Here is a 14,215-nt window from a genome sequence, read left to right as displayed (position 1 = left end):
AGCCAATCGCGTCGTTATGACCACCGGCAAAGGAGTTCCCCCATGCAGCATCTGGAAGAACAGATCGCCCATCTGACCCGCACAGTCGAAGACCTGAACGCCGTCGTCACCGCGCAACAATCCGAGATCGACCGCCTGACCCGCCGGGTCGAGATGCTGTTCCAGCGCGAGGCTGAACGCGCGCAGGAAGGATCAGGCGGGATCGTCTACGGCGACGAGCGCCCGCCTCACTATTAAAGGATCACAGCCCCAGCGTCGATTTCACCGCATTATCGACCACGCCGCCCAAAAGGGCATCCTTGTCTGCAGCGCAGCCATCGGACAGCGCGGCGATGAAGGTTTCTCGCAGCTGGGCTTTTTCCTCGTCAGTGGTCGCGTGGTCTTCGATATTGATCTGACGGTTATACAGCGACAGGGCCGCCATTTTCCTGACGACGGTTACAACAAATTCTTCGTCACCGTCTGCCTCTTCCGCGATCGAGGCGCAGGTATAATGCATAACAGGTAGTGCGTCCTGCACCATCTGATCTGCCGCCTCATCCGCAAGTGCAAGCGAGGGGCCACCAAGAAGAACGGCACACGCCGCCAATTTGAACGCAGTATTTCTCATCACACTCACTTCCAGTTATGCCCGATAACGGCCCCGGCCACACCACCGATTGCCGCGCCTTTGCCGTCGCCGATCAAAGCCCCGACGCCAGCACCTATGAGCGCGCCTTCGATGGTCTTCTTTTTCTTTTTGTCATCCGCCAAACTCACCGATGCGGAAACCAGTACCAGCCCCGCAGTTGCCGCAAAGACCAGCTTTCGCATTGAAAAACATTTCGTTGTCATTTGGATCGCCTCCCAAGGTCTATCCCACTCAAACGGGCTAAGGATCAGCCTAACCGGGCGCATGGGTCGTGGCAACATTCGGGTGCGTGGTCAAAATTCCTCGACCGACATCACCCCATCCAACGACTTGATCGCACCCTTGATCTGAGGATTGATGGGGAAGGACTGGCCAAGGTCCATCTCGACCTCGCCGGGCAGGGACGGGTCCAGCAGGCACAGCTGAACCGGGCCGCGTGACGCGCCCTTGGCAGCTGCTTTGGCGTCCTCCAGAACCTTGGAAATGATCGGCAACACCTCGGCCTCGTCAACGAACACCCGCAGCCCGGACGCACCTGCATCCGCCACAACCGCATCCACCGGACCAACCGACCGACCCAGCAGCTTAAGCTGATCGGCTTCCATCGTGGCCTCGACATTGATGACCACCTGAGCACCCGTTTCCAAAAACTCTCGGCATTTCTCAAGCGTGTCCGAGAACAGCGTCACTTCGTAAGCACCGGTCGGGTCCGATAACTGGGCAAAGGCAAAGCGGTTACCGCGCGCTGATTTCCGTTCCTGCCGCCCGGCGACGACACCGGCCATCTGGGCCAAATGCGGACCGGACCGGGCCTTTTCCGTGACCTCATCCAACGTCATCACCTTTTTGCGCTTCAACGCCGGCATGTAGTCGTCCAACGGGTGACCGGACAGATAAAAGCCAATGGCTTTGAATTCCTCGCTCAGCCGCTCGGCAGGCAGCCAGTCCGGTGACAGGGACAAGCGGGGTTCGGGCAGATCATCGCCCGCTTCGCCAAACAACGAGACCTGATTAGAGTTTCTTTGTTCATGGATCGCGGCCGAATACTGCACCAGCGGATCAAGGCTTTCAAAGACGCGGCGGCGGTTGCTGTCCAACTGATCAAACGCCCCGGCCCGCGCCAACATCTCAAGCGGGCGTTTGCCGACCTTTTTCAGATCGACCCGGCGGGCAAAGTCGAAAAGGTTCACGAATGGTTTGTCACCACGTCCCTCGACCACAAGGTTCATCGCCTCAACGCCCACGTTTTTGAGCGCGCCCAGCGCATAGACCAGTTCACCGTTCACCACATCGAACGTCGCCAGAGACCGGTTCACGCAGGGCGGCACATAGGGTAGCTCCAGCCCTTTGCGGACCTCTTCGAAATAAACCGCCAGCTTGTCGGTCAGGTGGATATCGCAGTTCATGACGCCCGCCATGAACTCGACCGGGTGGTTCGCCTTCAGCCAGCCGGTCTGGTAACTGACCACCGCATAGGCCGCCGCGTGGGATTTGTTGAAGCCGTAGTTGGCGAACTTGTCCAGCAGGTTCCAGACCTCGGTCGCCTTGGCCTCATCCACATCATTCTCGGCAGCACCTTTGAGGAACTTGGGCCGTTCGGCGTCCATCGCCTCTTGGATTTTCTTACCCATCGCGCGGCGCAGCAGGTCGGCGCCGCCAAGGCTGTAACCCGCCATTTCCTGCGCGATCTGCATCACCTGTTCCTGATAGACGATGATGCCCTGCGTCTCGTCCAGAATATGGTCGATGGACGGGTGAAGTTTGTCCCGTTCGCTGAGCTTGTTCTTCACCTCGCAGAACTTGGGAATGTTCTCCATCGGGCCGGGACGATAGAGAGCGACAAGCGCGATGATATCTTCGATACAGTCCGGCTTCATCCGCTTGAGCGCATCCATCATGCCCGAGGATTCCACCTGGAACACCGCAACCGTCTTGGCCGCCGAATAGAGTTTGTACGTTGCCTCATCATCCAACGGGATGGCGTTGATCTCGTTCACCGCCCCTTCGGCAGGCTCGTAAAGCTCGGTCCCATCGGGTGCGATGTGCAAATCCCGCCCGGACTTGAAGATCAAATCCATCGCGTTCTGGATCACTGTCAGGGTTTTCAAACCCAGAAAGTCGAACTTCACCAACCCGGCCTGTTCCACCCATTTCATGTTGAACTGGGTGGCGGGCATGTCTGAACGCGGGTCCTGATAGATCGGCACCAGCGCATCCAGCGGGCGATCTCCGATCACCACCCCGGCGGCGTGGGTCGAGGCGTTGCGCAGCAGCCCTTCGACCTGCTGACCGTAAGTCAGCAGACGGTCCACAACCTCTTCATTCCGCGCCTCTTCCCGCAGGCGGGGTTCGTCTTTCAACGCCTTTTCGATGGAGACGGGTTTGACCCCCTCAACCGGGATCATCTTGGACAGCCGATCCACCTGCCCGTAGGGCATTTGCAGCACCCGCCCGATATCGCGCACGGCGGCCTTCGACAGCAACGCACCAAAGGTGATGATCTGCCCCACCTTGTCGCGCCCGTACTTCTGCTGCACGTAGCGGATCACCTCTTCCCGGCGGTCCATGCAGAAGTCGATATCGAAGTCGGGCATCGAAACCCGCTCAGGGTTCAAAAACCGTTCGAACAGCAGAGAATAGCGCAGCGGGTCAAGGTCGGTGATCGTCAGCGCATAGGCCACCAGAGAGCCAGCACCCGAGCCCCGCCCCGGCCCCACCGGAATGTCGTGATCCTTGGCCCATTGGATAAAGTCGGCAACGATCAGGAAATAGCCGGGAAACCCCATGCCCTCAATAATGCCAAGTTCGAAATCCAGCCGTTCCTGGTATTCCTCGGGCGTCACTGCATGGGGGATAACCGCAAGACGCTTTTGCAGGCCTTCATTGGCGATGCGCCGCAGTTCGGCAACCTCATCATCGGCAAATTTCGGCAAGATCGGATCGCGGCGATAGGCCATGAAAGCGCAGCGGCGCGCGATTTCGATCGTATTCTCCACAGCCTCAGGCAAGTCAGCGAACAGAGTGACCATTTCCTGCTGTGACTTAAAATAGTGCTGCGCGGTCAGGCGGCGGCGGCCTTCTTGTTGGTCGACATAAGCCCCCTCGGCAATACAGATCAGCGCATCATGCGCTTCATACATATCCGAAGTCGGGAAATAAACGTCGTTAGTGGCGACCATCGGCAGGTTCTTGGCATAAGCCATCTCAACATGGCCGCGCTCAGTCAGGCGTTCGACCTCAGGCTGGCCATCTTCGCCGGGATGACGCTGCAACTCGATATACAGACGATCCGGGAACATCCCCGCCAACCGATCCACCAGAGCCTCGGCCGCAGGCCGCTGTCCCTGCTGCAACAGCATCCCCACCGGCCCATCCGGCCCGCCGGTGAGACAGATCAGACCATCCGACCGCTCCGCCAACTCGTCCAAAGTGACCTGCGGCAACTGCCCGCCCTTGTCCACATAGAGGCACGAGCTGAGCTTCATCAGGTTCTCATACCCGGCCTCGGACTGCGCCAGCAGTACTAGCGGCGCGGGCGCTTTCGGCTTCTCACCGGGCTGCGCCTGCACAAACGCCAAATCAACCTGACATCCCATGATCGGCTGAATACCCGCACCACTGGCGGTCACGGAAAACTCCAACGCCGAGAACATCGAATTGGTGTCCGTCACCGCAACGGCAGGCATCTCGGCCTTCTCGCACAGACCCGGCAGCTTCTTCAGCCGCACAGCGCCTTCCAGCAGAGAATATTCGGTGTGAACGCGGAGGTGAATGAATCGAGGGGTACTGCTCATACCCCTACGCTATCCCAGCCAGAGGCGCTGCAAAAGCGTGAACCGACGCTTTGGGATGCTCAAAAAATCAGCTCTGATTATTCGGCTTTTCCAGAAGGTGCTTCGGAAAGCGACAGACCCGAAAGACAAAAAATACTTTAGTTTCAGACGACTGAATGTCAGACATGCGCGACATTTCATCGCTTGCGCGGTGTAATGGTGCATTCCGCAGGCAGTTTTTCTTGCCAGATCGGCTGCGCTGTTTCTAACATCAACCGGCAAGCAATTCGCCCGCCACTCTTTCTACGTCGCATCGAAGGAGGGCCCGACGGGCGCAACAGGGTAACGCGACGGGTTTCTCGAATGGATATCACGTTTCTTCTGAACGGAGAGACAGTGGAACTGGCGGATGTCGATCCGACAGCAACCCTGCTGGACTGGCTGCGCGAGGATCGCGGCCTGACCGGCACCAAGGAAGGCTGCAACGAAGGCGACTGCGGGGCCTGCACGGTCATGATCACCGAAGACGGCACGGCCAAAGCCCTGAATTCCTGCATCCTCTTCCTGCCTCAGCTGCACGGCAAAGCGGTCCGCACGGTCGAAGGAGCCAGCGGCCCCAATCAAGAACCACATCCGGTGCAACAGGCGATGGTCGATCTGCACGGCTCCCAATGCGGCTTCTGCACCCCCGGCTTTGTCATGTCGATGCTTGCAGGCCACGCCAATGGCGCAACCGATCACGACACCCAGCTTGCAGGCAACCTGTGCCGCTGCACGGGTTACGCCCCGATCATCCGCGCGGCCAAAGCCGCCGAACCCCACCCCGTCCCTGAATGGGCCACCAACGACCAATCCTTCTCTTGTTCACAAATACCTCGGGGAGAGGCCGCAGGCCGGGGGTTAGAGCCCCCCTTCCTGCCCGAAACCGCCGACGAACTGGCCGCGCTTTATACGCAACACCCCGACGCCACTCTGATTGCCGGAGCGACGGATGTGGGCCTCTGGGTCACCAAGCAACTGCGCGACCTCGACCCGGTGATCTTCCTCAGCCGCTGCGATGACCTCAAGGACATCACGATCACCGATGACGAAATCCGTTTCGGAGCGATGGTCGACATGAACCGCATGGGCGAAGCTCTGGCAGGCCATCACCCGTCCTATGCCGAGATGATCCGCCGCTATGCCAGCGTTCAAGTGCGCCACGCGGCCACCGTGGGCGGCAATATCGCCAATGGCTCACCGATCGGAGACAACCCACCGGCGCTGATCGCGTTGGGCGCGACCCTGCATCTGCGCAAGGGCGACGAACGGCGACAGATTCCGTTGGAGAAGTTCTTCATCGACTACGGCAAACAGGACCGCGCGCCCGCTGAATTCGTCGAAGCCGTCAGTTTCGCCCGGCAGCCCGACCGGCTGAAGGTCTACAAGCTTAGCAAACGGTTCGATCAGGATATCTCAGCCGTCTGTGGCTGTTTCAACATCACCGTCTCGGACGGCACCGTCACACAGGCGCGCATCGCATTTGGCGGCATGGCGGGCATTCCGAAACGGGCAACTAACGTCGAGGCCGCACTGATCGGCAAACCCTGGACGCGCGAGACAATCGACGCCGCGCTGCCCGCCTTTGCCGACGACTACACTCCACTCACGGACATGCGCGCCTCGGCCACCTATCGTCTGGAAACGGCCAAAGCGATGCTGGAACGCTATTTCCTCGAGGATCAGGGTGAAGTCACCAACGTGTTGGAGGTGTCGGCATGAGCGTATCCAAGCCCCTCCCCCACGATGCCGCTCCGCTGCATGTGTCCGGCACCGCGCGGTATGTGGATGACATCCCGACGCCTAAGGACTCGCTGCATCTCGCATTCGGCCTCAGCCCGATTGCCAAAGGCAAAATCATCGCGATGGACCTTTCAGCAGTCAAATCCGCCGACGGCGTTGTCATGGTGATGACCGCAGACGACCTGCCCTTTGCCAATGACGTTTCCCCGTCCATTCACGACGAACCCTTGCTGTCGGACGGCACGGTCAACTATATCGGCCAGCCGGTGTTTCTGGTTGTCGCCACCAGCCATCTGGCCGCCCGCAAAGCCGCACGATTGGGCAAGATCGACTATGCGGAAGAAGCTCCGATCCTGACGGTCGAAGACGCGTTGGCCGCAGATAGCCGGTTCGAGGACGGCCCGCGCATCTATGCCAAGGGAGACGCCGATGCCGCCATCGCCAGCGCGCCCCACGTGATCGAAGGCACGTTCGAACTTGGTGGGCAGGAACATTTCTATTTGGAAGTTCAGGCCGCTCTGGCGGTGCCGAATGAGGGTGCCGATATGCTGGTGCATTCCTCGACCCAGCACCCGACCGAAATACAGCACAAAGTGGCCGACGCGTTGGGCCTTCCCATGCACGCGGTTCGGGTTGAAACCCGCCGCATGGGTGGCGGCTTTGGCGGTAAGGAAAGTCAGGGCAACGCGCTGGCCGTCGCCTGCGCCATCGCCGCGCGGGCGACAGGCAAAGCCTGCAAGATGCGCTATGACCGCGATGATGACATGATCATCACCGGCAAGCGCCACGCGTTCCGGATTTCCTACAAGGCCGGGTTCGATGAGAACGGGCATATTCAGGGTATTTCCTTCCTGCACCACGCGATCTGCGGCTGGGCGCAGGACCTGTCCCTGCCCGTCGCCGACCGCGCGATGCTGCATTCCGACAACGCCTATCTGCTACCCAACGCGCGGATCGAGAGTCACCGACTGAAGACCAACACCCAATCCGCCACCGCCTATCGTGGGTTCGGAGGCCCTCAGGGTATGGTCGGGATCGAACGCGTGATGGACCACGCCGCGCATGAGCTGGGACTGGACCCCGTCGAACTGCGCCAACGCAACTACTATGAGCCCGCGCATAAAGTGGCTGATCAGACGCTGCACGAGAAACCGCTGGGCCATCCTGACCCGCGTGAAGACCTGACCAGCCGGGGCGCGGTGGAAACCGGGGATGCCCCGCCTCGACCTCTGCCCGCAGGTGGTAACACCACGCCTTACGGCATGGAGGTCAGCGATTTTGAGCTGCACGGCATGACCGAAGCACTACTGGAATCCAGCGACTATGCCGCGCGGAAAGCAGCGATTGCAAAATGGAATGCCGAGAACAGCGTGATCAAGAAGGGCATCGCTTTCTCTCCGGTCAAATTCGGGATTTCCTTTACGCTGACCCACCTGAACCAGGCAGGCGCGTTGGTGCATGTGTACCAAGACGGCTCGGTCCACCTGAACCATGGCGGCACCGAAATGGGACAGGGCCTGTTCCAGAAGGTCGCTCAGGTCGCCGCGTCGCGCTTTGGCATTCCGCTGGAGATGGTGAAGATCACCGCAACCGATACGGCCAAAGTGCCGAACACCTCGGCCACGGCGGCGTCCTCGGGCAGTGACTTGAACGGTATGGCGGTGAAAGCGGCCTGCGACACGATCCGCGACCGGATGGCCGACTATCTGGCCGAGCGGCATCAGGCCGATCCATCTGTGGTCACCTTCGCGGACGGCCACGTTTCAATTGGTGAGGAACGTTATTCCTTCGCCGAAGCTGCGGCGCTGGCGTATCAGGGCCGCATCAGCCTGTCAGCAACCGGGTTCTACAAGACCCCCAAGATCGAATGGGACCGGATCGCCGGACGTGGTCGCCCGTTTTTCTACTTTGCCTATGGGGCGTCCGTCACCGAAGTGGCCATCGACACGCTAACCGGCGAAAACCGCATCCTGCGTACCGATATCCTCCATGACGCGGGCGCTTCGCTGAACCCTGCGCTGGATATCGGGCAGGTCGAAGGCGGCTATGTTCAAGGCGCGGGCTGGCTGACGACCGAGGAACTGGTTTGGGACGGCAACGGCAACCTGCGGACCCATGCACCGTCGACATACAAGATTCCGGCCTGCTCGGACCGGCCTGATATCTTCAACGTAGCGCTCTGGGATGGCGAGAACCGCGAGGATACGATCTATCGCTCAAAAGCGGTGGGCGAGCCGCCTTTCATGCTGGGTATCTCGGCATGGCTGGCACTGTCGAATGCGGTCGCGGCCTGCGGTGATGCCTATCCTGCGCTGGACGCACCAGCCACCGCGGAAGAGGTCTGGCGTGGCGTCCAGAGGGTGAAGGGAGGCATCTGATGGGATTTGACGTGGAAGCTTTGAGGGAGGCGGTCAGAATCCATGGGCGCGTAGTCCGGATTGTCATCGCAGGGATCAAGGGATCGTCCCCGCGCGAAGTGGGCGCCGCGATGCTGGTCTGGCAGGATGGTCAAAGCGGCACCATCGGCGGCGGCACGCTGGAGTATCAAGCAGCCGAAGCCGCGATGTCCCAAACGACCCCGGCCCGCCTGACCCATCACGCGCTTGGTCCGGATATGGGCCAATGCTGCGGCGGTGCTGTATCGCTGCTGAGCGAGGTCTATGACTGGGACACCGTCAACGTTCTGGACGACGCTGTGATCGCGCGTGCTCCGTCCGGCGGAGACATGCCCCTGTCGGTCAAACGACTGCTGGCGTCGGCGCGCAGTCAGGGCATCGCGCCCGAGCCGCAACTGGTCGACGGCTGGATGATCGAGCCAGTCCACAAACCGACCCGCGACCTATGGATTTGGGGCGCAGGCCACGTCGGTCGTGCCTTGGTCGATGTTCTGGCACCGCTACCTGATCTCGCGATCACATGGGTCGATACGGGCCCTGAGCGTTTTCCCGATACCGTCCCCGTCGGAGTGACCGTGGTTCCAACCGCCAAACCGGCCGAATTGGTCCGCCATGCACCGGACGAAGCCGAGCATCTTGTGCTGACTTATTCGCACAATCTGGATCTGGAGCTGTGCAACCGGCTGCTTTCGCACGATTTCCGCTTTGCCGGGCTGATCGGCTCGGCTACGAAATGGGCGCGATTCCGGTCGCGGCTGGCAGCCCTTGGGCACTCGCCCGAACGGATCAGCCGGATCACCTGCCCGATCGGCGATCCGGGCCTGGGCAAACACCCGCACATGATCGCCGTCGGCGTCGCCGCGCAGCTCTTGCGCCCGGCCCGACAGACCGAGTTGAAGAAGGACCTGAGCGCGTGACCACTCCACTTTTGAGTCTTCAAGGGCTGACCAAAGCCTATCCCGGCGTCGTGGCCAATGATCAGGTGTCTTTCGATATTGGCGAAGGCGAGGTGCACGCCTTGCTGGGCGAAAACGGCGCGGGCAAATCCACGCTGGTGAAGATGATCTATGGGCTGGTTAAGCCCGACAGTGGCACGATGCTGCTGCGCGGCCAGCCTTTTGCGCCGCCAGAACCGCGCGCTGCGCGTGGCGATGGGATTGCGATGGTATTTCAACATTTCTCGCTGTTTGACGCCTTGAATGTGGCCGAGAATATCGCGTTGGGAATGGAAAACCCGCCCCCGATGGGTGATCTGGCCTCGCGTATCCGGGAGGTATCTGAGACCTACGGCCTGCCGCTGGACCCCTATCGCACGGTGGGTGACCTGTCCGCCGGTGAGCGGCAGCGGGTTGAGATCATTCGCTGCCTGCTGCAGGACCCGAAGCTGTTGATCATGGACGAACCGACCAGCGTGCTGACGCCTCAGGAGGTTGATATCCTGTTTGAGACGCTGAACAAATTGCGTTCCGAGGGAACCTCGATCCTCTATATCTCTCACAAGTTGGAAGAAATCCGAACGCTGTGCGATCACGCCACGATCCTACGGTTGGGCAAGAATGTGGGCGAATGCGTTCCGGCAGAGACCTCGGCGCGGGACATGGCCGAGATGATGGTCGGATCGACTCTGCAGACGCCAGAACGGTCGGGGCGCGCGTTTGGTGAGGTCGCGCTGGATGTCAGTGGATTATCGGTGCCGTCACCGTCAGAGTTCGGAACGGCTCTGAAAAATGTTCATATGACCGTTCGCAAGGGCGAGGTTCTGGGCATTGGCGGCGTCGCCGGGAACGGGCAGGACGAATTGTTGGGCGTGTTGTCGGGTGAAATCACGACGGCTGCCGATGCGATCAAGTTCAACGGCCAGCCGATTGGCAAACTCGGACCTACCGCACGCCGCAAACTGGGTGTGTTGACCGCGCCCGAAGAACGGCTCGGGCATGCCGCCGCGCCGGATATGAGCCTGACCGAAAATGCCCTGCTGACCGGATCGGTCCGGGAAGGGTTGGAGAGCAACGGGTTTCTGAAATGGGCCGAAACCAAGAGTTTTGCTGAGAAGATCATCAGCGCGTTTGACGTCCGGACGCCGGGGCCTGAGAACGCGGCGCGCTCGCTGTCGGGTGGGAACCTGCAGAAATTTGTGATCGGTCGCGAAGTGTTGCAGAACCCCGATGTGCTGGTGGTCAACCAGCCGACATGGGGCGTGGATGCGGCGGCTGCAGCCTCGATCCGGCAGGCCATTCTGGATCTCGCGGCCAAGGGGACAGCCGTCATCTGCATCTCGCAGGACCTTGATGAATTGATGGAAATCTCGGACAGCTTTGCGGCTTTGAACGAAGGACGGTTGAGCGCGCCGCGCGAAACCACCGGTCTGACGGTGGACGAGATCGGCCTGATGATGGGCGGAGCGCATGGCATGGAGGTGGCGCATGTTTGAGCAGTCGCGTCGCCTTCGGCGAGAGTGTTTGGAAAAAGATGAAGACGGGCAGGGGATGAGCAGATGATTGTGTTGGAGAAACGGCCTCAGCCATCCAGGGCCTGGTCTTATGCGACCCCTTTGGTGGCGGTGATTGCCACGATGGTGTTTGGTGGCGTTTTGTTCGCTCTGCTCGGCAAGAACCCGGTGGAGGCCATCGGAACCATCTTCTGGGAGCCATTGTTCGGCGAGTTTGCGTTCTATTACCGCCCGCAACTGTTGGTCAAAGGCGCGCCTTTGGTGCTGATCGCGATTGGCTTGTCGCTGGGGTTTCGCGCTGGCATCTGGAACATCGGTGCCGAAGGGCAGTATATCATGGGCGCCATATTTGGTGCCGGTGCCGGGCTGGCCTTCTACCCTCTGGACGCGTGGTACATCTTTCCGATCATGGTGATTGCCGGAGCCTTTGGTGGTTGGCTTTGGGCGATGATCCCGGCCTTTCTGAAGGTGCGGTTCGGAACCAATGAAATCCTCGTGTCACTGATGTTGGTATATGTGGCCGAGCAGATGCTCGCCTCGGTATCATTGGGCCTGCTGAAGAACCCTGAAGGGTTCGGCTTCCCTGGGTCCCGTAACCTGCAGTCATATGAAAGTGCGCATAACGCCGAACTGATCGCCGGATCAGGGATGCATTGGGGCGTGGTGACGGCATTTGTGGCAGTTATATTTGCCTATGTTCTGCTGAACCGGCATATGCTGGGCTTTCACATCCGGTTGACCGGCGAGGCCCCGCGTGCGGCGAAATTCGCAGGCGTGAACCCGGCGCGTTTGATCCTGTTTTGTCTGGGTATGTCAGGTGCGTTGGCCGGTCTGGCGGGGATGTTTGAGGTCTCAGGGCCGTCGGGTCAGGTCAGTATCGATTTCAACGTGGGCTACGGATTTACCGCAATCATTGTGGCCTTCCTTGGCCGCCTGCATCCAGTAGGGATCCTGTTGGCCGGGTTTCTGATGGCACTGACTTACATCGGCGGCGAAATCGCACAATCTCAACTGGGCCTGCCTGCCGCCGCGATTCAGGTGTTTCAGGGGATGCTTTTGTTCTTCCTGCTGGCCTTTGATCTCCTGACAAATTTCCGCATCCGTGCGGCCCATAGCGAGGTAGCGTGATATGGACCTTGGTGAAATTAACCCCGTCCTTCTGGTCGCCTCGTTGATGGTGGCCGCAACCCCCCTGCTTTTGGCCGCGATCGGAGAGCTGGTCGTCGAAAAGGCAGGCGTTCTGAACCTTGGCGTCGAGGGCATGATGATCGTCGGCGCGATCAGTGGCTTTGCGATCTCGGTCGAGACGGGTTCGCCCTGGCTGGGCTTTATTGCGTCGGCTATTGGCGGCGCGGTGCTGTCGCTGCTGTTTGTGTTGCTGACGCAGGTGGCGCTGGCCAATCAGGTGGCAAGCGGGCTTGCACTCACCTTGTTTGGCCTCGGCTTCAGCGCCCTTCTGGGGCAAAGCTATGTGGGGATCAAACCGCCCAGCATGGGCGATATTCATATCCCGGTGATCAGTGATATTCCGGTGATCGGTCCCATCCTGTTTCAACATGACCCGATCCTTTATGTCGGAATCGCGCTGACGGCGGCTGTCTGGGCCACGCTGAAATACACCCGTGTCGGCCTGATCCTGCGGGCGGTGGGGGAAAACCACGATGCTGCACACGCGCTTGGCTACAAGGTCATCAAGATCCGCATCATGGCGATCCTGTTTGGCGGAGCCTGTGCCGGTATGGGCGGTGCTTACATCAGCCTGATCCGCGTCCCACAATGGACCGAAGGCATGACCGCCGGTGTCGGCTGGATCGCGCTGGCGCTGGTGGTGTTCGCCAGCTGGAAACCATGGCGCGCCTTGCTGGGTGCCTATTTGTTCGGCGGCATCACCGTTCTGCAGCTCAATTTGCAGGCAGCGGGCGTTGCCATTCCGGTCGAGTATCTGGCAATGTCGCCCTACATTATCACGATCCTTGTGCTTGTGATCCTTTCGGCCGACAAGAGCAGCGCACCTGCCGCATTGGGCCGGACCTTCCACGCCTCGCACTAGGGGCCAACTGTACTAACTTGGGGAGTAACACATGAAATTCACCACTCTATTGACAAGCGCCGCCATGGCGCTGGGGCTGGCAACAGGCGCCATGGCCGAAGACAAGACCAAGGTTGGCTTTGTCTATGTTGGGCCCGTCGGCGACGGCGGCTGGACCTATGAACACGACAAGGGTCGTCAGGCAATCGAAGAACACTTTGGTGACAAGGTCGAGACGGTGTTCGTTGAATCCGTTCCCGAAGGTCCGGATTCCGAGCGTGTGATGACGCAGATGGCGCTGGAAGGGGCCGATCTGATCTTTACCACCTCGTTCGGCTATATGGATCCGACGATCAACGTGGCCAAAAAATTCCCGAACGTGAAGTTCGAACACGCGACCGGGTATAAGACGGCACCAAACGTCTCGGTCTACTCCGCGCGCTTCTACGAAGGCCGTGCAGTTCAGGGCCATATCGCGGGCAAGATGACGGAATCGAACATCATCGGCTATATCGGCTCCTACCCGATCCCCGAAGTGATCCGTGGCATCAACTCGGCCTATATCCACGCCAAGAAGGTGAACCCGGATGTCGAGTTCAAGATCATCTGGGCCTACACTTGGTTCGACCCGGCGAAAGAGGCTGACGCGGCCACCGTTCTGATCGAACAGGGTGCGGATGTGATCCTGCAGCACACCGACTCGACCGCGCCACAGGCGGCTGCGCAAGAGGCGGGCAATGTTGTCACCTTCGGTCAGGCGTCTGACATGAGCGAATACGCCCCCTTCCCGCGCGTCAGCTCGATCATCGACAACTGGGCCCCCTATTACATCGCACGTACTCAGGCCGTGATCGACGGTTCCTGGGAGACTGTGAACACCTGGGACGGCATCCGCGAAGGTATGGTTGAAATTGGTGAGATTTCCGACCGCGTCCCGGCTGACATTAAGGAAGAAGCACTTGCCATGAAAGCCGCCATGGCCGCGGGTGAATACCATCCGTTCACCGGTCCGCTGAAAAAGCAGGACGGCAGCGATTGGCTGGCCGAAGGCGAGACAGCTGATGACGGCACGCTGGCAGGTATGAACTTCTATGTCGAAGGGCTGGAAGGCGAAATTCCGCAATAACACCTGCTATCTTCAATCATAGAAAAGGC

General features: G+C 60.0%; 11 protein-coding genes. 8 read left to right on the top strand and 3 right to left on the bottom strand.

Annotation, left to right across the window (positions count from 1 at the left end; genetic code table 11):
* The first annotated feature begins 42 nt into the window (after positions 1 to 42).
* A complete protein-coding gene (locus ACR0K4_RS16625) occupies positions 43 to 237 on the top strand; it encodes a SlyX family protein (RefSeq protein WP_480521165.1) in 195 nt (64 codons plus the stop codon).
* Positions 238 to 241: 4 nt separating this feature from the next.
* Here the strand turns inward: ACR0K4_RS16625 and ACR0K4_RS16620 are convergent, their stop codons facing one another.
* From ACR0K4_RS16620 to dnaE, 3 genes are all read right to left on the bottom strand, one after another.
* Positions 242 to 610, bottom strand: a complete 369-nt coding sequence (locus ACR0K4_RS16620) for a hypothetical protein (protein ID WP_480854863.1) — start codon at positions 608 to 610, stop codon at positions 242 to 244.
* Positions 611 to 615: 5 nt separating this feature from the next.
* Positions 616 to 834, bottom strand: a complete 219-nt coding sequence (locus tag ACR0K4_RS16615; RefSeq protein ID WP_480521161.1) for a YMGG-like glycine zipper-containing protein — start codon at positions 832 to 834, stop codon at positions 616 to 618.
* Positions 835 to 924: 90 nt separating this feature from the next.
* On the bottom strand, positions 925 to 4,425 hold the full coding sequence (gene dnaE, locus ACR0K4_RS16610) for a DNA polymerase III subunit alpha (RefSeq protein ID WP_480854862.1): 3,501 nt from the start codon (positions 4,423 to 4,425) through the stop codon (positions 925 to 927).
* A 342-nt stretch (positions 4,426 to 4,767) separates the two neighbouring features.
* On the opposite strand from dnaE, the gene xdhA reads away from it, so the two are divergent.
* From xdhA to ACR0K4_RS16575, 7 genes are all read left to right on the top strand, one after another.
* Complete coding sequence (xdhA, locus tag ACR0K4_RS16605; protein WP_480854861.1) at positions 4,768 to 6,165, top strand: xanthine dehydrogenase small subunit; 1,398 nt, start codon at positions 4,768 to 4,770, stop codon at positions 6,163 to 6,165.
* On the top strand, positions 6,162 to 8,564 hold the full coding sequence (gene xdhB / locus ACR0K4_RS16600) for a xanthine dehydrogenase molybdopterin binding subunit (protein WP_480854860.1): 2,403 nt from the start codon (positions 6,162 to 6,164) through the stop codon (positions 8,562 to 8,564). The genes xdhA and xdhB overlap by 4 nt, the downstream gene beginning before the upstream one ends.
* Positions 8,564 to 9,499, top strand: coding sequence for a xanthine dehydrogenase accessory protein XdhC (gene xdhC / locus ACR0K4_RS16595; protein ID WP_480854859.1), 936 nt, complete (start codon positions 8,564 to 8,566; stop codon positions 9,497 to 9,499). Before xdhB ends, xdhC begins: the two co-directional genes overlap by 1 nt.
* Complete coding sequence (locus ACR0K4_RS16590; protein WP_480854858.1) at positions 9,496 to 11,013, top strand: ABC transporter ATP-binding protein; 1,518 nt, start codon at positions 9,496 to 9,498, stop codon at positions 11,011 to 11,013. The genes xdhC and ACR0K4_RS16590 overlap by 4 nt, the downstream gene beginning before the upstream one ends.
* Positions 11,014 to 11,076: 63 nt before the next feature.
* Positions 11,077 to 12,159, top strand: a complete 1,083-nt coding sequence (locus ACR0K4_RS16585; RefSeq protein ID WP_480521149.1) for an ABC transporter permease — start codon at positions 11,077 to 11,079, stop codon at positions 12,157 to 12,159.
* Position 12,160: 1 nt separating this feature from the next.
* Positions 12,161 to 13,081 carry an ABC transporter permease gene (locus ACR0K4_RS16580; protein ID WP_480854857.1) on the top strand — a complete coding sequence of 307 codons (921 nt, stop codon included), beginning with the start codon at positions 12,161 to 12,163 and terminating at the stop codon, positions 13,079 to 13,081.
* Positions 13,082 to 13,112: 31 nt separating this feature from the next.
* Positions 13,113 to 14,186, top strand: a complete 1,074-nt coding sequence (locus ACR0K4_RS16575) for a BMP family ABC transporter substrate-binding protein (RefSeq protein WP_480854856.1) — start codon at positions 13,113 to 13,115, stop codon at positions 14,184 to 14,186.
* Positions 14,187 to 14,215 lie beyond the last annotated feature (29 nt).

The sequence above is a fragment of the Ruegeria sp. K11 genome (genome assembly GCF_056531905.1).
This window is presented reverse-complemented; position numbering and strand designations above follow the sequence as displayed.

Excerpts from the sequence above, each read along its gene's own strand:
- ACR0K4_RS16625 (WP_480521165.1), top strand. The coding sequence starts at position 43 with ATGCAGCATCTGGAAGAACAGATCGCCCATCTGACCCGCACAGTCGAA.
- ACR0K4_RS16620 (WP_480854863.1), bottom strand. The coding sequence starts at position 610 with ATGAGAAATACTGCGTTCAAATTGGCGGCGTGTGCCGTTCTTCTTGGT.
- ACR0K4_RS16615 (WP_480521161.1), bottom strand. The coding sequence starts at position 834 with ATGACAACGAAATGTTTTTCAATGCGAAAGCTGGTCTTTGCGGCAACT.
- dnaE (WP_480854862.1), bottom strand. The coding sequence starts at position 4,425 with ATGAGCAGTACCCCTCGATTCATTCACCTCCGCGTTCACACCGAATAT.
- xdhA (WP_480854861.1), top strand. The coding sequence starts at position 4,768 with ATGGATATCACGTTTCTTCTGAACGGAGAGACAGTGGAACTGGCGGAT.
- xdhB (WP_480854860.1), top strand. The coding sequence starts at position 6,162 with ATGAGCGTATCCAAGCCCCTCCCCCACGATGCCGCTCCGCTGCATGTG.
- xdhC (WP_480854859.1), top strand. The coding sequence starts at position 8,564 with ATGGGATTTGACGTGGAAGCTTTGAGGGAGGCGGTCAGAATCCATGGG.
- ACR0K4_RS16585 (WP_480521149.1), top strand. The coding sequence starts at position 11,077 with ATGATTGTGTTGGAGAAACGGCCTCAGCCATCCAGGGCCTGGTCTTAT.
- ACR0K4_RS16580 (WP_480854857.1), top strand. The coding sequence starts at position 12,161 with ATGGACCTTGGTGAAATTAACCCCGTCCTTCTGGTCGCCTCGTTGATG.
- ACR0K4_RS16575 (WP_480854856.1), top strand. The coding sequence starts at position 13,113 with ATGAAATTCACCACTCTATTGACAAGCGCCGCCATGGCGCTGGGGCTG.